The organism is Enterococcus sp. DIV1368b, from assembly GCF_050529595.1.
GTDB lineage: Bacteria > Bacillota > Bacilli > Lactobacillales > Enterococcaceae > Enterococcus_B > Enterococcus_B mundtii.
Genome location: NZ_CP172883.1, coordinates 1,052,330 through 1,076,843, shown reverse-complemented (window position 1 = coordinate 1,076,843; position 24,514 = coordinate 1,052,330). Strand labels below are relative to the sequence as shown.

Annotated in this window: 21 protein-coding genes and 1 riboswitch; of the genes, 7 read left to right on the top strand and 14 right to left on the bottom strand. The window is 38.1% G+C overall.

From position 1 onward, the window contains the following. Window positions 1-16 precede the first annotated feature (16 nt). Window positions 17-184: riboswitch (M-box (ykoK) riboswitch) on the bottom strand. A 393-nt stretch (window positions 185-577) separates the two neighbouring features. Beyond that, window positions 578-3,016 carry a hydroxymethylglutaryl-CoA reductase, degradative gene (locus tag IGJ19_RS05100; RefSeq protein WP_430604456.1) on the bottom strand — a complete coding sequence of 813 codons (2,439 nt, stop codon included), beginning with the start codon at window positions 3,014-3,016 and terminating at the stop codon, window positions 578-580. A gap of 455 nt (window positions 3,017-3,471) precedes the next feature. On the opposite strand from IGJ19_RS05100, the gene IGJ19_RS05095 reads away from it, so the two are divergent. After that, complete coding sequence (locus IGJ19_RS05095; RefSeq protein ID WP_142433600.1) at window positions 3,472-4,629, top strand: hydroxymethylglutaryl-CoA synthase; 1,158 nt, start codon at window positions 3,472-3,474, stop codon at window positions 4,627-4,629. A 30-nt stretch (window positions 4,630-4,659) separates the two neighbouring features. Here IGJ19_RS05095 and IGJ19_RS05090 read toward each other — a convergent pair whose 3' ends face one another. Further along, window positions 4,660-5,382 carry a class I SAM-dependent methyltransferase gene (locus IGJ19_RS05090; protein ID WP_142433601.1) on the bottom strand — a complete coding sequence of 241 codons (723 nt, stop codon included), beginning with the start codon at window positions 5,380-5,382 and terminating at the stop codon, window positions 4,660-4,662. Between the two features lie 202 nt (window positions 5,383-5,584). Beyond that, window positions 5,585-8,251 carry a cation-translocating P-type ATPase gene (locus tag IGJ19_RS05085; RefSeq protein WP_142433602.1) on the bottom strand — a complete coding sequence of 889 codons (2,667 nt, stop codon included), beginning with the start codon at window positions 8,249-8,251 and terminating at the stop codon, window positions 5,585-5,587. Window positions 8,252-8,588: 337 nt separating this feature from the next. On the opposite strand from IGJ19_RS05085, the gene cls reads away from it, so the two are divergent. After that, window positions 8,589-10,040 carry a cardiolipin synthase gene (cls, locus tag IGJ19_RS05080; protein WP_430604455.1) on the top strand — a complete coding sequence of 484 codons (1,452 nt, stop codon included), beginning with the start codon at window positions 8,589-8,591 and terminating at the stop codon, window positions 10,038-10,040. A 183-nt stretch (window positions 10,041-10,223) separates the two neighbouring features. Here the strand turns inward: cls and IGJ19_RS05075 are convergent, their stop codons facing one another. The 4 genes from IGJ19_RS05075 to IGJ19_RS05060 form a co-directional block, all read right to left on the bottom strand. Then, a complete protein-coding gene (locus tag IGJ19_RS05075; RefSeq protein ID WP_142433604.1) occupies window positions 10,224-10,763 on the bottom strand; it encodes a DUF4352 domain-containing protein in 540 nt (179 codons plus the stop codon). Beyond that, window positions 10,750-11,409 (bottom strand): ATP-binding cassette domain-containing protein, encoded by a 660-nt coding sequence (locus IGJ19_RS05070; RefSeq protein WP_142433605.1) that lies wholly within the window; start codon window positions 11,407-11,409, stop codon window positions 10,750-10,752. Before IGJ19_RS05070 ends, IGJ19_RS05075 begins: the two co-directional genes overlap by 14 nt. Before the next feature lie 732 nt (window positions 11,410-12,141). Further along, a complete protein-coding gene (locus IGJ19_RS05065; protein ID WP_066025613.1) occupies window positions 12,142-12,897 on the bottom strand; it encodes a hypothetical protein in 756 nt (251 codons plus the stop codon). Next, window positions 12,887-13,669, bottom strand: a complete 783-nt coding sequence (locus IGJ19_RS05060) for a hypothetical protein (RefSeq protein ID WP_142433606.1) — start codon at window positions 13,667-13,669, stop codon at window positions 12,887-12,889. The genes IGJ19_RS05065 and IGJ19_RS05060 overlap by 11 nt, the downstream gene beginning before the upstream one ends. Before the next feature lie 108 nt (window positions 13,670-13,777). Between IGJ19_RS05060 and IGJ19_RS05055 the strand changes: the two genes are divergently transcribed. Then, window positions 13,778-14,215, top strand: a complete 438-nt coding sequence (locus tag IGJ19_RS05055; RefSeq protein ID WP_142433607.1) for a hypothetical protein — start codon at window positions 13,778-13,780, stop codon at window positions 14,213-14,215. A gap of 138 nt (window positions 14,216-14,353) precedes the next feature. On the opposite strand, the gene thiD is transcribed toward IGJ19_RS05055, so the two are convergent. The 3 genes from thiD to IGJ19_RS05040 form a co-directional block, all read right to left on the bottom strand. Then, entirely contained in the window at window positions 14,354-15,169 is an 816-nt protein-coding gene (gene thiD / locus IGJ19_RS05050; protein WP_142433608.1) for a bifunctional hydroxymethylpyrimidine kinase/phosphomethylpyrimidine kinase, read from the bottom strand. A 149-nt stretch (window positions 15,170-15,318) separates the two neighbouring features. Then, window positions 15,319-15,759, bottom strand: a complete 441-nt coding sequence (locus tag IGJ19_RS05045; protein ID WP_086334483.1) for a universal stress protein — start codon at window positions 15,757-15,759, stop codon at window positions 15,319-15,321. A 195-nt stretch (window positions 15,760-15,954) separates the two neighbouring features. After that, on the bottom strand, window positions 15,955-17,352 hold the full coding sequence (locus tag IGJ19_RS05040; protein ID WP_071866322.1) for a glycoside hydrolase family 1 protein: 1,398 nt from the start codon (window positions 17,350-17,352) through the stop codon (window positions 15,955-15,957). A 153-nt stretch (window positions 17,353-17,505) separates the two neighbouring features. On the opposite strand from IGJ19_RS05040, the gene celB reads away from it, so the two are divergent. From celB to IGJ19_RS05020, 4 genes are all read left to right on the top strand, one after another. Further along, complete coding sequence (celB, locus tag IGJ19_RS05035) at window positions 17,506-18,777, top strand: PTS cellobiose transporter subunit IIC (protein ID WP_010735815.1); 1,272 nt, start codon at window positions 17,506-17,508, stop codon at window positions 18,775-18,777. A gap of 303 nt (window positions 18,778-19,080) precedes the next feature. Further along, the gene (locus IGJ19_RS05030) at window positions 19,081-19,803 is read left to right on the top strand and encodes a GntR family transcriptional regulator (RefSeq protein ID WP_023519447.1); all 723 of its coding nucleotides are present in this window, start codon (window positions 19,081-19,083) and stop codon (window positions 19,801-19,803) included. A gap of 252 nt (window positions 19,804-20,055) precedes the next feature. Next, entirely contained in the window at window positions 20,056-21,033 is a 978-nt protein-coding gene (locus IGJ19_RS05025) for a ring-cleaving dioxygenase (RefSeq protein ID WP_074801854.1), read from the top strand. A 20-nt stretch (window positions 21,034-21,053) separates the two neighbouring features. Further along, window positions 21,054-21,656, top strand: a complete 603-nt coding sequence (locus IGJ19_RS05020) for an alpha/beta hydrolase (RefSeq protein ID WP_074801852.1) — start codon at window positions 21,054-21,056, stop codon at window positions 21,654-21,656. Between the two features lie 207 nt (window positions 21,657-21,863). Here the strand turns inward: IGJ19_RS05020 and IGJ19_RS05015 are convergent, their stop codons facing one another. From IGJ19_RS05015 to IGJ19_RS05000, 4 genes are all read right to left on the bottom strand, one after another. Continuing rightward, a complete protein-coding gene (locus tag IGJ19_RS05015) occupies window positions 21,864-22,127 on the bottom strand; it encodes a hypothetical protein (protein ID WP_010735819.1) in 264 nt (87 codons plus the stop codon). A gap of 395 nt (window positions 22,128-22,522) precedes the next feature. Continuing rightward, complete coding sequence (locus IGJ19_RS05010) at window positions 22,523-22,828, bottom strand: hypothetical protein (protein ID WP_074801849.1); 306 nt, start codon at window positions 22,826-22,828, stop codon at window positions 22,523-22,525. Between the two features lie 9 nt (window positions 22,829-22,837). Next, a complete protein-coding gene (locus IGJ19_RS05005) occupies window positions 22,838-24,085 on the bottom strand; it encodes a lipase (RefSeq protein WP_074801846.1) in 1,248 nt (415 codons plus the stop codon). Continuing rightward, window positions 24,082-24,483 carry a hypothetical protein gene (locus IGJ19_RS05000; protein ID WP_074801843.1) on the bottom strand — a complete coding sequence of 134 codons (402 nt, stop codon included), beginning with the start codon at window positions 24,481-24,483 and terminating at the stop codon, window positions 24,082-24,084. The genes IGJ19_RS05005 and IGJ19_RS05000 overlap by 4 nt, the downstream gene beginning before the upstream one ends. Window positions 24,484-24,514: the final 31 nt, after the last annotated feature.

Here is a 24,514-nt window from a genome sequence, read left to right as displayed (position 1 = left end):
GAAAAAAACGATTGGCTTTTCAGTCTCATCGTGTGAGTTTTGACACTAAACAACGTAAAGATTTCTCTTAGCTATCTTATGAAGAGCCTTAATCCGACAATTCCTGTTTTACACATTGGCGTCTTTCGACGTTTCTGCGCAATAGCCTATGTTTGTTTAGGAGTCTCGCCTAACAAGTTATTCTATTTGAGGAAAAGTATACCTGTTAGATTATTTATTCACAAGAGAACCTCAAATAAGCTTAAAAAACTTTAGCTTTTTTTAATGTTATATAAATTATTTTTAAAATTTAATAATATACGTTCTATAATTTTTAGTTCAGAGTATGTAAAAAAACGTAACAGAAAACCTTTAATCTACAAGGTCTGTTACGTTTTATTTAATATTATACAACTTCACAAAAAAATGAAAATAGCCAAAAAGACGTGATAACCATTTATGAAAAAAATAAATTTTAGATTATAGATTCTTCATACTTAGCATAGGTATTTTTTTATGTGTTTCGAGAGAAACGTTATAATAATGAAAATTATTTGTCACCTTTCCTCAGCTACTACGACTATTTCGCAAATTATTCCTAGTTTTTGCTCTCCTGGATAGCTGCTAAGGCAGCTAGTGCGCTTTGTTGGTTGATCGTTCCTGATTCTCTAAGCTTTGCGGCAACTCTCTCGATTTCGTCCCCTTTGGCACCAACTGTGATTGCCAATGCTCTCGCTTGTAAGGACATATGTCCTTTTTGAATACCGTCACTAACAAGTGCACGCAGTGCCGCCAGGTTTTGTGCTAAACCAACAGCTGCAATCACTTGTGCCAATTCTTGTGCAGAATCAATTGCTAACATATCTAAAGAAGCTTTCGCTTTCGGTAAGACGCGGGAAGCGCCCCCTACTGTAGCAACAGCTAAAGGAACCGTCAATTTCCCTACCAAATGATTTTCCTTGATTTGCCAGTCAGTCAACCCTTGGTAACTACCATTTCGAGCAGCATAGGCATGAATAGCCGCTGCGGCTGCTCGTGTATCATTTCCTGTAGCTAAGATGACCGCTTCGATACCATTCATGATTCCTTTGTTGTGGGTCGTTGCCCGATAAGGATCCAACTTTGCGTATTCACTCGCTTGACGAATCTTTTCAGCAATCAGCTGACCCGTTTCTTTGTCCTTTGCCAATCGCTCAAAAGGAATCATACAAGTCGCGATCGCTAAAGATTCCGTCGCCAGATTACTTAAGATACTGAACAAGATTTCTTCTTCAGGGAACCATTCTTTGATACGAACCGCAACTCCCTCCAAAATCGAGTTGATGATATTCGCACCCATCGCATCTTTGACATCCACTAAAAAATCAAGTGAAAGATAGGCATGCTCGCTCCCCATAAATTCTCGAGTAGAAATTTCTCGAACACCTCCACCACGCTTGACGATCGAAGGATAACTTTCGTTTGCACAAGTGATCAATTCTGGTTTTCTTGCTTCAATGACTTCTTTGATTTTTCGATAATCACAACGACCGGTCAAGACGATTTGCCCACGCATCAATCGTTGCGGTATCTGAACGCTGATATCGCCACATATTTTTGCGCCATTGCTCGCTGCAGCAATTACTGAAGGTTCTTCCGTTGCCATAGGAATCCATTTTTTTTGACCGTTCACTTGAAAATTCAATGCGACACCTAATGGGATCTCTACTTGGCTGATTTGATTTTCAATCAAATGGTTGGCGATATCTTCTGTTAAAACAGATTCTTTAAAACCTGTTGCTTCTGCTTGAGAAACCACTTTTTCTTGAACTAATCGCTGTCTACGTTGTTCTGGCGTTAGTTCATAAAACTTTTTTTTTTCGTTATCACCAGTTCCTTGCAAATTTGCTTCCAAAAGAACAGCTAATCCGAGGCCGCCACCAATACATAATGAAGCTACGCCGTATCGTTGGTGCTGCCTTCTTAACGCATAGCCTAAAGTAGTCAAGATACGAGCGCCACTAGCACCAATCGGATGGCCTAACGCAATCGCACCACCATAAATATTGACTTTCTCTGATGGGAGATTCAATTCACGATTCACAACGATCGATGACGCAGCAAACGCTTCGTTGATTTCAAATAGATCGATGTCATCCAAGGAAAGCCCAGTTTTCTCCATCAAAGTATTGATTGCTTTGATTGGAGCTACCCCCATGATACTTGGATCGATACCAACTTCAGAGACTCCTTTGATCGTAGCTAAATACGGTAAGTCATGAGCAATTGCATAGTCTTTAGACGCTAAGATCAGTACAGAGCCACCATCGTTCAAAGGTGAAGCATTTCCAGCAGTAACTGTGCCGTCCTCCGCAAAAACCGTCCGTAAGGTGCTCAATTTTTCTAATGTACTATTTCCTCGCACGGCTTCATCTATTGCAAAAACTTCTTCATTACGTGAAATTGGAATGATTTCTTCCTTGAAGACCCCTGACTCGCTGGCTTGTGCTGCTTTTAATTGTGAAGCCAGTGCATATTGATCTTGCTCTGCCCTCGTCACAGCAAATTGTTTTGCCACATTTTCTGCTGTCAGTCCCATATGAGTATTGGAAAATGCATCGGTTAATCCATCATTGACCATACTTGAGATTTCTTCGATTTTCTCGTTTTCTGGATCGTTCACTTGGATCATCGGCGCTCTAGTCATACTTTCCACACCACCGGCTATGATCAGATCCGCTTCGCCTAGTTGGATCTGTTGACGCGCAAGGATCACTGATTTCATCCCAGATCCACAGACTTCATTGATTGTCATTGCCGGAACACTAACGGGGATTCCGCTATTGATCGCAATCTGCCGTGCAACATTTTGCCCATTCCCTGCTTGAAGCACATTTCCAAAAATGACTTGATTGATTGCTTCTTTGTTTATCCCTGTTCGTTCAAGGATTTCTGTTGTAATGAATGTTCCCAACTCAACAGCAGAATAACTGCTTAAGCTACCACGATACTTTCCAATCGGTGTTCGTGCAGCATCTATAATAACGACTTCCTTCAAGTTAAGCCACCCGTTGCCAAAGTCTATAAATTTACTCATCCACGTATTATAAAAAACGCGACGGATTTATAGATGTTACAATCTTTTGCGCAAACGGATTCCCTCCTTATTTCTCTTGTATTTGCGAAAAACATCACGCTGTAACCGACGAGACATTCTTCAAAACGTTTGTCTATATCAAATGGATAGAACAATCTGAATGGTTTCGTAAAAATTAAAATACACTTCTTATTAAATTGTATAAAAGATGGACAGTTGATTATTTTCTAACTGTCAAGTATCTCCTACAAAAATATACCATTCTTTACCGGAAATACAAATATAACATACACCTTTTAAAAAAAGCGCTATATTTTTTTACAAATCCTTAAAAATTAGCTTTTTTGTATTTCTTTTAGCGATTTTGTGATACTTTAATAAAGTAAGTTTTTTATCATGAGTAAAGAGGTGTTGAAATGAAAATAGGGATTGATCGTCTTTCCTTTTTTATTCCTAATTTATTTTTAGATATGACTGAATTAGCAAACAGACGTGGAGATGATCCTGCCAAATACCATATTGGGATCGGTCAAGATCAGATGGCTGTCAATCAAGTTTATGAAGACATCGTCACGCTAGGAGCAAATGCAGCGAGTAAAATCGTCACAGAAGAAGATCGTGAGAAAATCGATATGGTCATTGTAGGTACCGAATCAGGCATCGACCAATCAAAGGCAAGTGCTGTGATCATCCATCATTTGTTAAAAGTTCAACCTTTTGCTCGTTCATTCGAAGTAAAAGAAGCTTGTTACGGGGGAACAGCAGCTTTGCATATGGCAAAAGAATATGTCAAAAATCATCCAGATCGTAAAGTCTTAGTGATTGCGAGCGATATCGCCCGCTACGGTTTAGCAAGTGGTGGTGAAGTGACGCAAGGTGTAGGTGCGGTCGCTATGATGATCACACAAAACCCTCGGATTCTTTCTCTTGAAGACCACAGCGTCTTTTTAACAGAAGATATTTATGACTTTTGGCGTCCAAATTATAGTCAATATCCTGTAGTAGATGGTCCGTTGTCCAACTCTACTTATATTGAGTCTTTCCAAAAAGTCTGGAATAGATATAAAGAAACAACAGGTCGAACACTTGCTGATTATGATGCGCTTACCTTCCATATTCCTTACACAAAAATGGGGAAAAAAGCGTTACAAAGTGTGATCGAAGAAACAGATGAGGCAACGCAAAAACGTTTGATGGCTCGTTATGAAGAAGGCATCACCTATAGTCGACGAATAGGAAATCTATACACTGGGTCCCTTTATTTGGGATTGATTTCTTTATTGGAAAACTCTCAAGTATTGAAATCGGGTGCCCGTATCGGATTATTCAGCTATGGTTCTGGTGCTGTGAGTGAATTTTTCACTGGATATTTAGAAGAAGGCTATCAAAACTTCTTATCCAAAGAAGACAATCAAGCGATGTTAGATAACCGTGAAGCATTGACGGTTGATCAATATGAAAAGATCTTCAATGAAACATTACCGGGAAATGGTGAAACAGCTGAATATCATTCAGATCTACCTTACTCGATCTATAAAGTAGAAAATGATATTCGTTTTTACAAAGAAAAATAATGAATGCAAAAAACTGACCTCGATCGTTGACTAATAGATAGTCAATAATCGATAGGTCAGTTTATTTGTACTCTGAATTGTCTCACTGTTTTTAAATAATTCTTGGAGAGCTGACTGAAAACGTGGATCATCTTGCATTTCTTCATAATAAGCCCGCAAGAATGAAGGCGTGACTTCTTCCTGTGAATCATAAGTGAATTCAGTTCTCTTATAAGAAAGGTGTTTCTTTGATAAATACGTCTCAAACCGATCCATAATAGTTGGCGAGGTGTTAGGGTCAGATTCCTTGATCCCTAAATGCTTTTCAAGGGGTACGAAGACATTATCTTCTGAGGAGACTACTCTTAGGATCAAACAAGCTCTCGTCGCTTTCCCACGCAGTTTTTCCAATTGTTCACAAGAAACCAAGGCGGGATTTGCTGCCGAAAAAACAAGTTCATAGGTCTTCTCTTCTTGTAAAAAATTACTAAAATCTTGCAATATGAATTGGCAGTTATTTAGCCCCAGTACTTGTGCTTCATGTTCAGCATATACAAGCATTTCTTCTGAAAAATCAATCAACTCATAGTGTTCTATTTCTTTTGCTAACGGCAGATAACGCCCTGCACCACCGGCAACATCTGCGAATGAGCCAGCTGGTAATAAATCCTCGCTTTTTAGATAAGCAACGACATCCTCTACGATCGTCGTACTAGATTCTTTTTGTGATTCGTAATAGTCTTTCGCAAAGGTATTCCATTCTTCTTTGTCCATTTGGATGTTTCTCCCTTCATCTTCACTTTTCGGAATAAATATTTTATCAGAAAAACGATGAGCTTTGTTTCTTAGTAGAAATCAAAATCCACGAAAATCGAAGAAACGATTCTCGTGGATCTCTTTTTGATTCGAAAGGCTAAAAACTATCACATTTCATCGTTATTCGTAAGTAATAGATGAACTATTTTTTCTTTGATGATTATTTGTTTCCTTGTACACGTACCAAGATCATCTTAGTGATTTCCATCAATACAACTGTTACTAGCGCGATTCCGATACATGTGAAGACTTCAGTCAATCCAAATGCTGCTGGGATCGAGAAGACTTCTTTTAGTCCTGGGATCATCGCAATACAGTAAAGCGCACTACATACAGCAACTGCTAATAGGACACTGCGGTTTGAGAAGAAACCAGCTTGGATTGCTGTTTGGGTATTTGAACGGGCTGGGAATGTTTGCAATGTACGACACCAGATCAACGTTGTGAAGGACATCGCTACGCCAAATTCAGGTGAATGTTGCATTCCTAACCATTGAGCAAAAATAACTGCAATACCGATCAATACGCCACGATACGTCACAGAGATCAATGTTTTGTCCGTAAAGATACCTGAATTTGGATCTCTTGGTGGGCGTTTCATTGTCGCTGGCTCTGCTTTTTCAGTTCCTAACGCGATTGCTGGTAATGAGTCGTTGACTAAGTTGATGAACAATAATTGTAAGGCTGTAAATGGATTTGACCAATCTGCAACTAAGGCAAAGATGATCGCGATGATCGCACCTAGGTTTCCTGAGAACAAGTAAGAGATGGCTTTTTTGATATTATCAAAAACATTACGTCCTACTTCCACTGCACTGACGATCGATGCGAAATTATCATCTGTCAGAACCATTGCTGCAGCATCTTTGGCTACGTCAGTACCTGTACCCATTGCAATACCAATATCTGCTTGTTTCAAGGCAGGAGCATCATTTACTCCGTCACCAGTCATCGCAGAGATATGACCTTTTGTTTGCCAAGCACGCACGATACGGATTTTATTTTCCGGAGATACACGCGCATAAACCGTTACTTTTTCCAATACTTCATTCAATTGATCTTCTGATAGCTCATCTAATTCTGTACCAGTCAACGCTTGGTCACCCTCAGCAAAAATACCGATTTCTTTTGCAATAGCTACCGCAGTTGTTTTATGGTCACCAGTGATCATGATCGTTTTGATTCCAGCACTTTTCGCTTCTTTCACCGCTTGTGTAACTTCTTCTCTTGGCGGATCGATCATTGCCATGATACCGACTAAAATCAAATCATCTTCATCATCAAATGATAATTCTAAGCTATTGATTGGACGGTAAGCAAAGGCTAACACACGCAATGCGCGATTTGAGAATGCTTCGTTTTGTTCTTGGAATTTTTTTCTTAACTCATCTGTCATTGGCACGACTTCACCATTTACCAATGCTTTTGTACTGCGACCAAACACGATATCTGGTCCACCTTTGACAAATAAGAATTTTTGATTGTCGATTTCATGTGCTGTTGACATCAATTTTCGATCCGAGTCAAACGGTAATTCTGCTTGTCTTGGATACGTTTGGCGGATCTCGCGATAAGGTTGGTTCATTTTTTCACTGAAGTCAACAAACGCTACTTCTGTTGGATCACCTAGTTTAGAACCATCTTCACTGATTGACGCATCATTTGCCAAGACACTGATCTCAATTAAACGACGCTCATCGACAGACCAGTTTTTTGGATCATTTGAAAAATCACCAGTTGCCCCATTAGCTAAATAATAGTCAACAACCGTCATTTTGTTTTGTGTCAATGTTCCAGTTTTATCTGTACAAATGATACTCGTTGAACCTAGTGTTTCTACGGCTGGAAGTTTACGGATGATGGCATGTCGTTTCGCCATTTTATTTGTTCCTAATGATAAGACGATTGTTACGATCGATTGCAATGCTTCTGGGATCGCTGCTACGGCAACCGCAACTGCAAACATGATGGCACTAACGATATCCGCCGTCATATCTCCTGTTCCGCCACCCATGTAGATACGGAATAACTGGATACCTAAAATCACTAATGATAAGCCTAAAATGGCTAAACTTAACTTCTTACTGAATTTATCCAACCCACGTTGTAGTGGTGTCACTTGTTCCGTTGTTGATTCTAACAAACCAGCAACTTCACCGATTTCTGTATTGTTTCCTGTAGCAGTCACTAAGAATTTCCCACGACCGTAAGTAATGATCGTCCCACTAAAGACCATATTCAAGCGATCACCGATCGGCACAGTCTGAGTGATTTCTACTACTTCTTTTTCTGCTGATGTCGACTCACCTGTCAACATCCCTTCGTCAACTTTTAATGAACCAGCTTCTAACAAACGTCCATCTGCCGGTACATAGTCACCTGCATCAAGTAAAACGATATCCCCAACCACTAATTCATTCGCCGGAATCGTCATTTCTTTTCCGTCACGAATCACTTTTGCATCTGGTGCAGAAAGATTTTTCAACGCTTCAAGCGAACCTTCTGCTTTTTTCGTTTGGATCACACTGATCACTGAGTTCAATAGCAACACGGCAAAGATAACGAAAAATTCGATATAATCACCCATCACCATTTGAATCAATGCAACAACTAATAACACAATTACCATCGCATCTTTAAAAGTTTCGAGAAACAGTTTCCAAGTTGGCTTCTTCGGCGCTTCTTTCAGTTGGTTCAAGCCATCTCTTTCCAATTTTTCTTTTGCTTGCGTACTACTCAACCCATCAGGTGAGCTTTGCGTTTGTTGCATCAACGTGTCGATCGATTCTTTGTAGACCGTTGATTGTGCGTGTTCCTTGTTTTCCAACTTTCATCCCCCATTTTAGTTATTGTTTCCGCTATCGCCTGAAAAAAAAGAGACCTAAGACAAATACGGATTTGTCTTAGGTCTCACCATTTCATACAATACCAGAAAACCAATTGGTTAACTTACTGTTGATATTATCACAACAAATGTTGTCGGTTACTCCCCTAAGGAGATATTCAACTGTACTTTTATCCTACATGATTTATTTTTAAATTGCAACAACTTTTGCTTATCGCTCATGATATTTTCAAAAAATTTCCACCTTTGTTTTCTTGTGAATAGGCTTCTCACCTTTCTCATGCTATACTAGTGTTATTATATAAAGGAGGATTCACTCGTGGTAGGAAGCATTATTACTTTCTTATATGTACTGAACGCACTTATTGCACTTGTAACTATCTTGATCAAACCTCGTGACGTCGCAGCGATCTGGGCATGGTTGCTCGTTTTATTTGCTTTACCTGGTTTTGGTTTTATTCTCTACCTTTTCTTTGGCCGGGGGTTGACCGACAAGAAAAAATTCTATCTGCGTCAGAGTGATTTAACCGAACTGGAAAATTTCCAGGATTTCAAGGGAGATACCTTAGAACATTATGATCCCATCATCCAGAATGAAGATCATCAGCATTTCGTTGATTTCTTTTCATCCTTGAATCAAATGCCACTCACGCGAAAAAATGCCGTCACTTTACTAACAGACGGTCAAGAAAAATTAACAGCCGTCCTGAAAGATATCGAAGCAGCTGAGCATTCGATCCATATCGAATATTATGCCTTCGTTACTGACAATATCGGCCAACAAATCTTGAAAGTATTGGAAAAAAAAGCAGCGGAAGGTGTCGAAGTCCGTTTACTCTATGATGCCTTTGGCTCCCACGGCACAAAAACAAAAGATTTTAAAAAGTTAGTCGAAAATGGCGGTCATGTCCACACGTTCATCACTTCGCAACGGGCACTTCTACGCTTTCGTCTAAATTATCATGATCATCGGAAAATCATCGTTGTTGATGGCAAGATCGGATACACAGGTGGTTTCAACATCGCCGATCAATATGTCAACCACACCAAAAAATTTGGCTATTGGCGAGATACGCATATTCGAATTTATGGGGCTGCTGCCTCTTTATTACAGCTTCGCTTTTTGATGGATTGGAATGTCTCTGTTCCAGATCAAAAAAAAGTCGGCTATCATTTAGATTATTTCTTTAAAGCAGAGAAAGAAGATCAGGATCAACTATACCAAACATCGATTCAACTTGTGTCTAGCGGACCGAACAATGAACGGGAACAGATAAAGTTATCCTTTATCAAGCTGATCAGTTCAGCAAAAAAACGTGTATGGATCCAAACACCTTATTTAGTGCCTGATGAAAGTGTGATTGCTGCGTTAAAAATCGCTGCTGCTTCTGGCGTAGAGGTGAAAATCATGATCCCTAACAAACCAGATCATCCTTTCATCTACCGAGCAACTCAGTACTACGCTCGCCAATTGATCAAAGAAAATGTACAGATCTTAGTTTATGAAAATGGCTTTTTACATGCGAAAACATTGATCATGGACGACGAAATCTGCATGGTCGGCTCAGCCAACCAAGATATCCGAAGCTATCGCTTGAATTTTGAAAGCAGTGCAATCATTTATGATGCAGCTTTCTTGCAACAATTAGCTGATCAATTCGTACTTGATGAACAAGCAAGCAACCCGATGACTACTGAAACAGTCAAAGAAATGTCAAATTGGTTGCTGTTCAAACAACAAATCTCCAGACTATTCTCACCGATTTTGTAACCTATTTTTCCTTCAATAATCAACAGTTGTAATGACAACCTTATTTCATTGATAGGATATTTCAAGAAAGAAACTCCCTTAGCAGATTTCTCAAAGGCTGCTAAGGGAGTTTCTTTTGTTGAGCTGTCTTTACAGTATTAAGAAAAAAAGAGACCCTTCAAAATTTCCATTGAATTGGAACGATCATAGCTGGATAGCTACACCTTTATAGACTCCTTTATCGTAACTAGCATGATAATTCGCTTGATCAAATCGAAGTAAAGCTTGAGTTGTTAACACAAATTGAAAGGATTCTTCTACTTTTTCTGCATCGACCGTGTAGACATATGTAAGCGTCGTTTGCTGTTGAGGATCTAGTACCTGTTGCGGAAAGTCAACATCACCTGTATTGTAATAGTTGTAGCCACTAAATAACCGACTTTCTTTCAAAATTGCCAAATCCTGGGCATCCGGCGATATATTTTTGACGTTTACTGTAACTGTCACAGGCATAAACTCATATTGGTCCATCGGGTTCCCACCATCATAATGATAGGACTTTCCTTTAGAATAGTTTAAAACAGTGAGTTCTAAATCATTTAAAGAGACTACATCGTTCAAATGGTAAGTGGTAATTGCAAATGATTTGGGTACTCCACGATTGATTTCGATAATACGAGTTGCCGCGACTGCTAAGATTATTGAACCGCCCAGACAAAAAAAGAAAATTTTACTTTTTCTCATCATTCGATACCTCAATTCTTGAAAAACTTCCACGATCAACTTGATAAAATTTGGTGCAAACTCTTTGCAAATCTTCGTTTCGATGACTAGTCAATAAAACCAGCTTATTTCTTAACTTCAATTCTTCAATTATCTCGATCAATAATTCGATGCCTTGATTATCCAACCCATTAAAAGGCTCATCTAAAATGATCATCGTCGGGTCGCCCATCAACGCTTGTGCGATTCCTAAACGTTGTTTCATTCCTAAAGAATAGTTAGCAACCTTAACTTTCTGTTTATCCAATAAACCTACGAGTGTTAATAGTTCAACAATCTCAGCTTTTTTGACATTATCGGTCAATAACGACAAGCTATATAAATTATCAAAACCTGTCATCGAACCAATAAATCCAGGATTTTCAATCAACATTCCTGTATGAGAAGGAAAGTCTACTTCTTTGCCGATTGTTTCTTCCCCTACCTTGATCTTTCCTTTTGAAAGACGAATAAAGCCACAAATTGCTTTAAAAAGCATTGTTTTACCCGAACCATTTTGACCGATGAAACCTACAACGTCACCAAGCTCAGCTGAAATCGTTGCCTCATTAAGGATTCGTTGTTTTTTTCTTTCAACGGTTACTTCTTTTATTTCTAAAAATGCCATGGAAACCCTCCTAAAATATGTGCCTACGAATGAAAAATAAAATACCAACCAAATAACCTAACAATAATCCCAACTGTATTCCTAAAACCACGAATAATGTAGGATGGGTCAAATAGAAATGAATATCATTAGTTAGAATCAATGAATATTTATAAGGCATAAACTTAAAATTGACTAGACTTGCAACAACCAGCATGCCCATGCAGATTAATAACGAGAAGATACCGTTTGAATAAATAAAATAAATGAATACGGCTAAAAAATTAAGCAAGATTAGTGTCGAAAATAAAAGAAAGCTATAGTGTATAACAGCCAACGACCAAAAATCAGCGGAATAAAAAATCAAAAAAAGTACGCTGAAAAAAATGAGAAGATAGGCAAAACAATCCACTATGATCGTAAGAAAAATTGAAATTGCCAATTTACGTCTACTTTTGATCCGGATCAATAAAAAAATACTTTGTGTTTCCAATAATTCAATGATCGGGAAAAAAATAAATAGCAATGAGAACAGATGAAACAAAAGCCAAAGATAAGGAAGTAAATAGTCTGTATAGTTATGAATAGGATAAGGACCTTGAAACAAGAAAGTAAGGATACTTTCTCCATCAAAAAGAATCCTAGGATACATATACTTAATCGCTAAAAGGTAACCTATCAAAAACACCCCAGTAGAGATCCACCATTTTTTCCCATAGGTAAAGGTAAAACTGATCATCCGTCTAGTGACTATCATGATCGAGGTAAGCACCATTGGTTGGACCTCCTTAGTAGAATGACTGTATATTTTGCTGCAAAAAGCAAAAGGTTCAGAGAAATCAATAAACCAAGCCAAGCGATAAATGTACCTTGAGCCATTATTTGTTGTCTATTAACGATAAACACGAGATTAAAAGCCGGAAATGAGTCAACTAAGTTTATAATAAATACTGTCATAACCATTAATACAACGACTAAATAATTTCTAATTACTCTATTTAATAAGAGAAAAAGATGTCCCATAAATAGAAATTGTAAGTACTTGATGGCTGCGATCTTACCAACATTCAATAAAGTTAGCTCTGCCTCCACCAATTCTCCCTTAACGAGAGCGTACATGATGAGGTAGGCGAAAATAAATCCCAGGAAAACGAAAATTATGTAGAGGATCAGACTCAAAACCATGATTAGATCCTTATTCACCAATAGTTTCAACTTTGTTTTAACATGTAATAAGTAAAAATTTTCTTCTGTTTTTTTATCTATGCTATGGATAAAAAACAGCCATAGCATCAAATAAATAGAACTGATAAATCCATTTATTCCTCCATTTAAAATACCGTATGGTCCATAAAGCAGTAAATCTAACTCGTCGTATTGTTGTCCCATCTGATAATACTGATAAACTAAATTACCCAAACTGAAGATCATCCCTATGAAAAAAAATCCCCAGATTTTCTTATGTGAAGTAAGCGACAAATAATAGCAAATGGTTTGCTTAAATCTCATTCTTCTTCACCCCATAGATCACCGTCATGACTGCAAATAGCAGTATAGTTATGACAAACAAAACGCCTGTCAACTGAAGATTTTCTGTACCAATAAATTGATCACTCAAACTATACTTTGCAGCACGCAACACACTGATCAACATATCGCTGACTAAAACAAAAAACATTGGAATCAAGATAGCAAGGTAACGATTATGTGTTAAATAAGCGCAAATACTAGCAAATAAAGAGAGACAGCCACCATACAAAAAGAGAAAGGCACTTCGCACTAACAAATAGATGCCTGGATGGTCATAATACAAATGGGGCATGAATTCATCAGAAGGGACCAAAAACATACTATAAAATCGATGCAAAGGCGTCACAGGAATAAAAAACAGGAGGCTAATAAAATTAACAAGGACAGGAATAACCACTAAGCACCCACCAATGAGAAAAGCCAACAAAAAATGATTGATCAAATACTTTTTTAACGTGATGTGAGACACCATCGATTTCATATAACCACTCTGGCGATCTTCCGCTAAAATATCCCCTATCGGAATCGTTGCAAGCAATGAAAAAGAAAACTTAAACGTTATTAAAGTTACTGCCGGAATAACAAGCATATGCAATGAATAAAGACTGGTCGGTTCGTCATACCCTCCCTTCCATGGGTATTGCCCAATGATACCATATGTAAACAAGCAAGATAAACCTAGAACTACCATAAAAGCTAACATATAAATAAATTGACGTCTTCTTAGCACACGATATAGAATTGCTCTCATAAACCTTCTCCTACTAAAATTTTTTTGTTTGCGCTTTCTTTAAACATGGGATATACTTATTACGAAACATATAATAACACACAAAAATTAAGAAAGGATGTTAAAAAGATGAAAAAAAGGTTATTTTATGCAACAGTTTCGTTAGGAGTTTTAGGAGGTTCTATTATTGCAATCCCTTCATTTGCAAATGAGGTCAACACGCTAAGCAACAATGCAGACACTGCCTTTCACTTTACCTTTACTCCTAGTATTGGAGGTAGTTCCGCTTATACGGGGGTACGTCATAAAGAAAATGCTACTTCTGCCTATATGAAAGCAAATTCGCGTTCAAAGAATCAACAATTTACTGCCAGTGTCGTAAAATCGAATAATGGTAATTTCAGTAAAACCTGGTTTGTTGATATTGCGACAATCAATGCAGAATACTTTATTCCGAACTATGCCTATGAAGATCAAGGATACGGTGTCAATGTAAAAATCAAAGGTCAGACGGGAGATCTATTTGGTTTTGACGTCTCTGGCGTTTGGAGTCCAGACAGTGTTTAACTATTTTTCAAAAAACAACTACTTATTTTTCTAAAGTTATCTACTTAATCAACAAACTCCCCTGAGAACCACCAGAATCCATTAGGATGCACTAGTAGCTATCAGGGGAGTGCTGTTTAAAATCATTTTTGCTATCAGTTAGTCGATCGTACTTGCCGCCCAATGATTGATTGGGCCATATTTATGTCCAATAAAAAGTTCTTCTTTGATTGCTTGATTGACATATTGTTTCGCAATACGGATGGCTGCTTCCACTGTTTCTCCTTTTGCTAATTCTGCAGCAATACACGCAGACAAAGAATCACCTGTTCCATTGATGCGATCTGTTGCATAAAATGGCGCTTCTAACCAAAATGTTTTTCCTGAAGCTAAACGAACATAATCCCTCACTGTTTGTTGATTGGAATCACTAGTATGATGTCCTTTGATCAGAACATTTTTGGGTCCCAGCTCTTGGAGGATCTTAGCCGCTTTTTCATAGTCTTCTTCTGTTCTCAATTTGAGACCAGTTAGTTTTTCGGCTTCATAAAAATTAGGGGTCACTACTTCTGCCAATGGCAGTAATGCTGTTTTTAATGTAGTCAACGCTTCTTCTTCCAATAATTGATTCCCATGTTTCGTCATAATGACTGGATCAACGACTAAGGGACCAAAATCATACAGTTGAATATTTTTGACCACGGTATTGATCAATGTCGCATCGGCTAACATCCCAGTCTTTGCTGCTTTGACTTGGTAATCATCTGCAAGCAGTTCAAATTCTTTATCGATAAAATCCGTAGGTAAAGGAACACTTGCACCGATTCCATAAGAATTTCCAGCGACACAAGCAGTCAAAACAGATACCCCATAGACCTTTCTTGTAAAAAACGTATGCAAGTCTGCTTGCATCCCTGCACTTCCATCGCTATCTGATCCAGCGATCGTCATTACTTGGACATATTGTTGTTCCATTTCATCCATCTCCTATTTGAAATACGTTTGTCTTGTTTATCCTACCGCATTTTCTGCTGAAAAACAAAAAAGGATGCGCAATGAATCATGCAGCATCCTCAAAAACGGATAAATTATATGTTAAAAGTAAATAGTTCGAACATCATCTTCTATTTTACTACTAACACATTGCATTTCGCGTGATTTACCACATAAGAAGTCGTTGAACCAACCAATGCACGTTCAACGGCGTTTAACCCAGTTGACCCCATAACGATCAAGTCAATTGGTTCTTGTGACTCGTTGAAGTTTGCGATCAATGTTTTGGGATAACCGTATAACACATATGTTTTAATATCCGTCAAACCTTTTTCGATCGCTAGATTTTGATGTTCCTTCATTTGTTTGTCTGCCACTTCATCTAACTCTTCTTGTAAACTTGTTGTGACAAAAGCAAAGTCACCAAAATAATTTCCTGACACCTCATTTACATACAAGATGTGTAACTTTGCTTGATTTCTTTTTGCTGTTGCGATTGCTTCAATAAATGCTTTTTCTGATTTTTCTGAACCGTCGATTGCTACTAAAATATTTTTATACGTATCTACCATTGAAACCGCCTCCTTCTTTTCTTTTAGTGTAGCACGATTAGAAACGAAGAACAATTCTTATGGATATGATTCAAAAGCCCATGGTTCCAACAGAAAAAACAAGGCAGAAAATCTAATTTTTAGATTCACCGCCTTATTTCAAAATAATTTATCCCATTCATTTAGTTATAAAACACTCGTTTTTTAAGCTGTTAGTTAAGCATCAAAACCATTATTTGTTGCTACTTCTTTAAACCAGTGACCTGATTTTTTGATCGTCCGTTTCCCATCTTGGTCTAGATCGACTGCGATAAAGCCATAACGGTTTTTATACGCATTTGTCCATGACCAGTTATCCATACATGTCCACATATGATACCCTAAACAATTTGTTCCTTCTTGAATGGCTTGATGCACATATTTCAAATGATCTGTCACAAACTCGATACGATAATCATCTTCGATCATGCCTTGTTCATTCACGTAGCGCTCTTCCCCTTCGACACCCATGCCATTTTCAGAGATAAAGCATTTGATATTGCCATAATTTTCTCTCGTATTCGTCAAGATATCATAGATACCTTTCTCATAAATTTCCCAACCACGATAAGGATTCATTTTTTTATTCGGCATATCGTAGTTATCGAAATAATCATCTGGTAACGGCGCACGATCTTTGTCGATCGGTGTTTCTTTCGCTTTGATCCGTCGGGGTTGATAGTAATTGATTCCTAATAGATCCACTTTATTTTCTTGGATGATCGTCAAATCGCCTTCTTCCATTACAGGCATGATATCCAATTCTTTGACGATATCGATCAACTCTTGTGGAAATTCACCTTTTACTGCTGGATCAAGGAATGAGCGATTGAAAAAGGCGTCCGCAATCGCCGCAGCTTTCACATCCTCCGCATTATTTTCGTCACGTGGATAACTTGGAGTCAAATTCAGGATAATACCGATCTCCCCATCTTGTCCTGTTTCATGGTAGATCTGAATCGCCTTCGCACTTGCTAAGTTTTCGTGGAAACCCACTTGAACTGCTTCTTTGAAGTTCACATGATTTGGATAGTGGAACTGATAAAGATAGCCACCTTCTACAGGGACGATTGGCTCATTGTGCGTAAACCATTTCTTCACAAGATCGCCGAATAACTCAAAACATGTTTTGGCATACTCAGCATAAGCATCAACAGTCTCTCTCGCTAACCAGCCACCTTTTTCTTGTAAAGGCATCGGCATATCAAAATGGAAGAGATTGACGAAGGGTTCAATACCATTTTCAATCAGTTCTTCAAAGTACGTACGATAGAAAGTGACTGCTTGCTCATTTACTTTCCCTGTACCATTAGGAAGCAAACGACTCCACTGGATCGATGTTCGGAACGTATTATGACCAGTAGCTTTCATCAATGCGACATCCTCTTTATACTTCGTGTAGACTTGAGAAGTCTTGCTTGGTCCTACTTGATTGAAAAACTTCTCAGGCTCCAAGTCGTACCAATGATCCCAAATATTTTCTCCTTTTCCATCTCCTGCTACACGTCCTTCTGTTTGTGGTCCACTTGCAGCTGAACCCCACCAAAAATTTTCTGGAAATACATAATTTGTCATGTTTAGTCCCTCGCTTATTTTTCTTTTGATAACGTAATCATACCAAACCTTAAAAATAAATCAATACTTTTTAAATAAATGACTAGACATTTATTTAAATTGAAGTTATACTCATTTTGTAATCGATTGCAAATTATAATAGAGGTGAATAAAATGAACGGTTTTATGGATAAACTTGCTCAGAAAATCATGCCTTTAGCGAACCTACTAGGGCAAAATCGTTACTTGACAGTGTTACGGGATGCATTTATGTTGTCGTTTCCTTTAACAATGTTCGGATCGATTGTTGTCGTTTTCAATAACTTACCTTTCTTTAGTGATGCGACTAAAGGAACGTTGTCTAGCTTATTTGGAAATGGACAAAATGCAACAATGAGTATCATGTCTGTCTTTGTTACTTTTGGTATTGGCTATTATTTATCTAAATCATATGATGTAGAAGGTATTTTTGGAGGTGCTGTCTCATTTGCCAGCTTCTTGATCTTAACACCTTTCGTCATGACAACTGTCGGTGGCGAAGAAGTATCAGGTGTGTTGACTCTTGATCGCTTAGGTGCAAAAGGGATGTTCATCGGGATGATCGCAGCTTTCATCGCAGGTGAAATCTACTGCCGAATCACTAAACGTGGTTGGCAGATCAAAATGCCTGCAAGCGTGCCACCCGCTGTGACAAAATCATTTGCGGCGTTGATACCAGCAGTTGTTACTTTGACCGTTTTCTTGATCATCAATGCTGTAATGACTGGTGTCTTCCACGCAAACTTGCATGATGTGGTTTACGAAGTTATCCAAAAACCATTGACTGGTTTAGGAAGTAGTTTACCTGCAACTTTAATTGCCTTGTTCTTTGTACAATTCTTATGGTTCTTTGGTCTTCATGGTCAAATCATTGTCAACTCTGTGATGGACCCGATTTGGAACACCTTAATGCTTGATAACTTAGAAGCTTACCAAAATGGTCAAGAATTGCCACACATCATCACAAAACCATTTATGGAAACATTCACTGTCGGAATCGGTGGATCAGGTATGACTTTAGCAGTTGTACTATTGATGGCCTTTGTTTTGAAGAAAAAACAATATCGTGATGTCGGTCGTTTAGCTCTTGCACCAGGAATCTTCAACGTGAATGAACCAGCAATTTTTGGTTTACCGATCGTATTGAATGCAACTATTTTGATTCCTTGGGTTGTCGCACCATTAGTCGTAACAACGTTCAACTACCTTGTAATGGCAGCAGGTATCGTACCAGCGCCAACTGGTGTCTCCGTTCCATGGACAGTGCCAATCATCGCAAGTGGTGTCTTAGCCACTAACTCATGGTTAGGTGGCTTACTCCAAGTGATCGATTTTGTGATCGTTGCAGTTATCTGGTATCCATTCTTGATGATCTTAGATAAACAACCTGATTTGGATGTTGTTTGATCTTATACTAAAGGAATGTAGTATTTGAAGTTGAAATAATCATATTCACGAACAATAATCAAAGAAGCATCCACGAAAATTTGCTCGTTGCATTTTCATGGGTGCTTCTTTAAGTTTTGAAACATACATAAATTGGTATTTCATTGATCGCAATGAGCAACTGTCCTCTATAAAATATCAGTCAGCTATTTCCTGTACCAAAATTAAAAAATAAATTCTCTGATAAAGCTATCCGCGCTTCTCATGCTTTTATTGGTTGTCGGCGCTATGATCTTTCGTTATACTCAAAGTGAGGTGAAAAACGTGCCAAAATATGAAGAAATCGCAAATGTCCTAAGAGATCGAATTCGTTCAAAAAAATATCCACCAAATAGTTTTTTACCAAATCAGGTGGATCTAGTCGAAGAATTCAATGCTAGTCGAATGACGATCAAAAAAGCCATCAACATCTTAGCCATGGAAGGACTCGTATATTCCCAAAGAGGGTCTGGAACTAAGATTTTAAGCCATCCTTATTTAAACAAAGATACTTCTCCAGCTAATGAATACGAAGGATTAAGTTTACAAATGAAACGCCGACAACGCTCGCTGACAAGTCAGATCATTCAATTCGATGTTGAGTTTCCTAATGCTTTTATTCAAGAACGCTTGATGATCGATGCGGAACAGCCTGTGTATAATATTCATCGCCTACGTATCTTAGATGATGAACCGTATATTCTAGAACATACTTTTATGCCAGTGCAACTTGTTCCAGGATTAAAGAAAGAGCATCTCCTATCATCGATCTATGATTATTTGCACAAAGAACTCAATGTCCATTTTGCTGGAGCCTATCGCGCGATCTCAGCAGATAAAAGCTCTGCGTTTGATCAACAATATTTGAATTGTGCAGAGACCGATCCAGTTCTTGAAGTCCAGCAAGTAGTCTATCTCAAAGATGGTCAACCGATCGAGTATTCCTCAAGTCGCAATCGCTTTGATGTCCGCAACTATTCACTTTTGGATGTCCGTGGAAATCAGTAAGTATTATGACTTTTCCTATCGTCATTTCAACTAAGCAACGTCTACGATCCTACTATCGTGAGCGTTGCTTTTTTATATCGTTTTAGCTGATTACACCCCCTCACACTCATTGAATCGAGTGAACAATATTCCAGAAGCAACCTCTCTTTCAACTAGTAAGACATATTTATTGCAAAATTTTTGGTAACGTCCTATACTAACTTTAATAACGTTTACTTACTTTTTGTAAGTTAAAGGAAAAGAGGATAAATTATGGATACAACAATCAGAGGCGTCCACCATGTGACAGCAATGACATCTAGCGCAGCAAAAATCTATCGCTTCTTTACAGACATTTTAGGCATGCGTTTGATCAAAAAGACAGTGAATCAAGATGATATTGAAACTTACCACTTATATTTCACCGACGAACATGGCTCTGCCGGTACAGATATGACCTTTTTTGATTTTCCCAACCAGCCAAAAGGAACGAAAGGAACGGACACGATCGCGCGCACTTCTTTTCGTGTTCCATCCGATACAGCATTAGAGTATTGGTTGGCTCGCTTTGAAAAATACCAAATCACTCATTCTGAGATCAAAGAACGTTTTGGTAAGAAATATCTTGAATTTGAAGATTTCGATGAACAAGCGTATCAATTGATTTCGGATGAAAAAAATAGCGGCGTTCCTGCGGGTATTCCCTGGAAAAACAGTAGTATACCGACAGACGTGGCAATCACTGGACTTGGTCCAGTCATCGTACGTGTGAGTGATCTTGAGCCGATCCGAACAGTATTGCTGGCCTTACTCGGTTTTAAAGAAATCGAACAAGTGGATGATTTTTATTTATTTGAAGTCGGTGCTGGTGGAAACGGCGCTAGTATCATCGTCGAACATCGTGCCGATCTACCCAAAGCCATCGAAGGGTACGGCAATGTCCATCACCTCGCTTTACGTGTAGCTAATCATGAAGCACTGCAGTTTTGGATCAATAAAATTAGTCAGACCTCCCTACCTAGCTCTGGATTTGTTGATCGCTTTTACTTTGAATCTGAGTATTTCTTAGCTTCTACTCATGTCTTATTTGAATTAGCCACCGATGGCCCTGGATTCTTTGGAGATGAACCCGCTGAAACAGCTGGAGAGATCCTTGCTTTGCCACCATTATTGGAAGCAAAAAGAAAAGAAATCGAAGCGTATGTTCGACCTTTTGACACGCGTGATGCGAACCAAAAACGGGTAGATTAACGACGACAGGAGTGAGTCATTTGAAGTATCTTTATAGACAAGGAAAAGCAACACAAAAAAAATTGATTTTACTTCATGGAACTGGTGGCGATGAGCACTCACTTTTGGAAATTGCAGCGTTTCTTGCACCTGAAAGTACTCTTTTATCCTTTAGAGGGAACATCAACGAGCAAGGCTTGAATCGTTTTTTCAAAAGAAACGGCTTGAACCAATTCGACTATGATAGTTTAGCTGAAGAATCTACAAACCTATATAATAAAATCAAGGAAATCAGTCACTTACAAGATATCCCATTAACTGATTGGATCGTTGTCGGTTTTTCAAACGGAGCAAATATTGCCGCTCATATCATGTTGGCTCAACAGACAGAACTAAAAAAAGGACTCTTCTTTCACCCGATGTCCTTAGATGACTATCAGGAAAAATCAGAACTCCCTGACACTTCTGTCTGGTTATCCTTTGGCGAAGGAGATCCAATCGTTTCTAATACTTCATTTAGTCAATTAGTTCGCGAATTTGATTCACGAGGCGCCAAAGTAACAACACAAATCACAGATCAAGGACATCAATTGACAATGGATGAGTTGACCCATGCCAAGCAATGGCTTGATACTATAGACTAATGCATAGCGTGTTTTTTGAAACGAAATCCATCATCCAACATCGAAAAAGAACTTGGGAAAACAAATCGTTTTCTCAAGTTCTTTTTTACATTTTAACTCCACTTATTAGACAAGGTAGCTTGGGGTTCGGATAAATCAATTATAAAAAGAAACATAGAGTGAACAGCCCGCCAAACTAACACTTATTATTCTTGTGATAACACTGACTTATTCAAACACTTTCAATTCTTTTTCTTGTTCATCGAATACTTCTATTACCTTTTTGGCAAATCCTCCTTTTAAAGAATTTTCTAACTGATCACGACTACTAGAAAATGAATTTTCCGCTTCCTTTACCGCATCCTTATGGGTTTTATCCGTCGTTTTCTTTTCTGCCGCTAAATTTCCCTGCATGGCAATTCCCACAGTTTGGACATTCCATCGCTCTAAAGTTTTTCTTAATTCATTTAACAAATCTTCTAATTCATCCATGACTTCCCGTTGCCAAAAATCTATAATTAGTTCCTCAAGATAAAGTTATCTAACATCTAATTTATAGAGATTATATATTTTGACAAACTAGTTTCCTCCTTATCTACCTCTTACTTTTGAGAGACTTTACGCTATAACCAACGAAAGCGCTCCTCAATCATTCTTAAATTCCTCTTCTGATTGATACATTTTTATAGACTAATCTATATGAGAAAATTGCCAAATATAGAAAATTCGAATTTCAAAACTCCACTTTCATTGAGTAAAGCAGAATTAACTTTTAGCTGTTTATTGTACTCGTAAAAAGGTATGATTTCCCCTCAATCAGAAGATACGTGCGATTGTTCCGATTCAACGACATGTTGGTATGTTTTTATGTAATGATTGCTCTTTTATCACTGACTTAACTTTCGATAAGCCGCTTGATACTCTCGTTCTAAATCATCGAATCGTTGATGTAACTGACGTCGTTCTGAATTTAATGCTGTCTTATATTTCTCTTCTGCAATTTGATATTGTTTCCTTGCTCTCATCAACGGTTCGTTATCACGGGCTAAACCATTTAGACTTCGCCTTAACAGTTGTTCAGATTGTTCAACTACTTCTTCTCCTTTTCGGTTGAAATATCGCAACAAGTCTTCCTCTTCTTCTAGTTTGATTCGTTTTCTCTGATAGTCTGCTTGCAACTCTTCAATCGTCATTTTCTTCCCTCATCCCTTTAGTTGATTGGCTAATTCTTGATCTCGTGCGACTAAATCATCGATTTTATTTTTGATTTCTTTCGCCAATTCGTCATAGCGTTCGCCTTTTCGTCTGGCTTTTTGGATTCTTTGTTGACATTTTTCCTTTGGCGTCATTACGTGTGTTTCCCATGTCACGCCAACAGATGCCAATGTTTCTTTTACTTCCCAAGCACTTAAAGAAGGTGCAGCATGTTCCGCTCTTCGTACCTCTTCTGCCCAATTCATTTCGATTCGTTCAATACTACTCTGATTGATTCGAATGACTTCTTCCATTGCACTTTTAGTTTTTCGTCCCATTGTTTCTACAACTACCTTTGTTTGACTATGATTCAAATAAATTCGCTCATTCGCTGATAAATGTCCTCCACTCGCAGTAAACTTCTCACGCCATTTTTTCAACGTACCCAAATGACTTGAAAAATCACTCATTGCTTTATGTTTTTCCTGTTGTATACTTGCTTTCGTATTATAGTCGTTCTCTGGAATGATCAGATTTCCGTATTTATCAAACCTCCAAATATCTAAACCATGATAATCAAACGGATTCATTAACCCCATTTCCATGCTTATTTTTATTTCTGCGCCTGTTCCATCTCCCATGAGATTGCCAAGCAATTCATCCCCACGATTACGATAATTCGTCAACATCCCCGGATTTTCCTTTATCCATTTTTTTGCTTCTGGAGATAATAGTTCGTAAGGATCTGGTCCATTGAACCCAACATTTTTCCATTGGTTTTCAGCTGCGACATACAAGGCTAGATACTGTCCTAATGAATGTCCCGTTGTAGAAATTTCGGCATCTTTATACTCATTCTTTACCTCTTTCGCAAACTCAGTTGCTGACGTCAATTGCCCTGAAACACGTGCTTGACTAGGTGTCATAGAAAAACCCGGACTAACTGTTTTATCAAAAAAACCACCGATCGTTCGTATATCTGTTTCTATATCCTTAAAATCTGATGTATTTGTTCCTGCATAAGAAATCACTACTTGGGAAGTATCAACATTCCCTTTTTCATCCAGCGGAGCGACTGCCATAGCTTGCATGCCATCTGTTTTCGAGTTTTCACGGAGTTTTAGTATTTTGAATTCAGCCCCACCGAAATTTTGAATGATCCATTCCTTTAAATCAATATTATATCTAGGATGTTTAGGATCTAGCCAGTATACCTGCTCACTTATTTGATTATAGTTTTTATCTGTAATTATCATACATAATCCACCTTACCATTGGAATGAATCACTTTTACTTTATTTTTAGTAATTCCTTTTACTTGTACTGTTCTATCTATAACTCCATAGCTACCAATTTCACGACTATGGTTTCCAAAACTATAGGAAAAACAAACAGACTGGCCTTTAGTATTTGTTAGAGTAACGCGCATGCCATAAGCCCCCGTCATGGAAACATTGTCATATCCTGCATCTTCCATTTTCACCTCTAAAATATCCGCAAATATATTCTTCAAAGCTTGGACCGATTCTCTTTCTGCGATTAATAATTCTTGCACTTTTCTTTCTTCTCTCTTATCCATGTATACTTTCCCTCCGATTCCGATCATTATCAAACTGATTATTGCTGTGATGCCTATTAACAGTTGTTTATTCATTCGTATCCCTCTCGCTTTTAGACTATCGCCA

Bases quoted from the DNA above. Each gene is read 5' to 3' on its own strand.
- IGJ19_RS05095 (WP_142433600.1), top strand. From the start codon at position 3,472: ATGAAAATAGGGATTGATCGTCTTTCCTTTTTTATTCCTAATTTATTT.
- IGJ19_RS05090 (WP_142433601.1), bottom strand. From the start codon at position 5,382: ATGGACAAAGAAGAATGGAATACCTTTGCGAAAGACTATTACGAATCA.
- IGJ19_RS05075 (WP_142433604.1), bottom strand. From the start codon at position 10,763: ATGAGAAAAAGTAAAATTTTCTTTTTTTGTCTGGGCGGTTCAATAATC.
- IGJ19_RS05070 (WP_142433605.1), bottom strand. From the start codon at position 11,409: ATGGCATTTTTAGAAATAAAAGAAGTAACCGTTGAAAGAAAAAAACAA.
- IGJ19_RS05065 (WP_066025613.1), bottom strand. From the start codon at position 12,897: ATGAGATTTAAGCAAACCATTTGCTATTATTTGTCGCTTACTTCACAT.
- IGJ19_RS05060 (WP_142433606.1), bottom strand. From the start codon at position 13,669: ATGAGAGCAATTCTATATCGTGTGCTAAGAAGACGTCAATTTATTTAT.
- IGJ19_RS05055 (WP_142433607.1), top strand. From the start codon at position 13,778: ATGAAAAAAAGGTTATTTTATGCAACAGTTTCGTTAGGAGTTTTAGGA.
- thiD (WP_142433608.1), bottom strand. From the start codon at position 15,169: ATGGAACAACAATATGTCCAAGTAATGACGATCGCTGGATCAGATAGC.
- IGJ19_RS05045 (WP_086334483.1), bottom strand. From the start codon at position 15,759: ATGGTAGATACGTATAAAAATATTTTAGTAGCAATCGACGGTTCAGAA.
- IGJ19_RS05040 (WP_071866322.1), bottom strand. From the start codon at position 17,352: ATGACAAATTATGTATTTCCAGAAAATTTTTGGTGGGGTTCAGCTGCA.
- celB (WP_010735815.1), top strand. From the start codon at position 17,506: ATGAACGGTTTTATGGATAAACTTGCTCAGAAAATCATGCCTTTAGCG.
- IGJ19_RS05025 (WP_074801854.1), top strand. From the start codon at position 20,056: ATGGATACAACAATCAGAGGCGTCCACCATGTGACAGCAATGACATCT.
- IGJ19_RS05015 (WP_010735819.1), bottom strand. From the start codon at position 22,127: ATGGATGAATTAGAAGATTTGTTAAATGAATTAAGAAAAACTTTAGAG.
- IGJ19_RS05010 (WP_074801849.1), bottom strand. From the start codon at position 22,828: ATGACGATTGAAGAGTTGCAAGCAGACTATCAGAGAAAACGAATCAAA.
- IGJ19_RS05005 (WP_074801846.1), bottom strand. From the start codon at position 24,085: ATGATAATTACAGATAAAAACTATAATCAAATAAGTGAGCAGGTATAC.
- IGJ19_RS05000 (WP_074801843.1), bottom strand. From the start codon at position 24,483: ATGAATAAACAACTGTTAATAGGCATCACAGCAATAATCAGTTTGATA.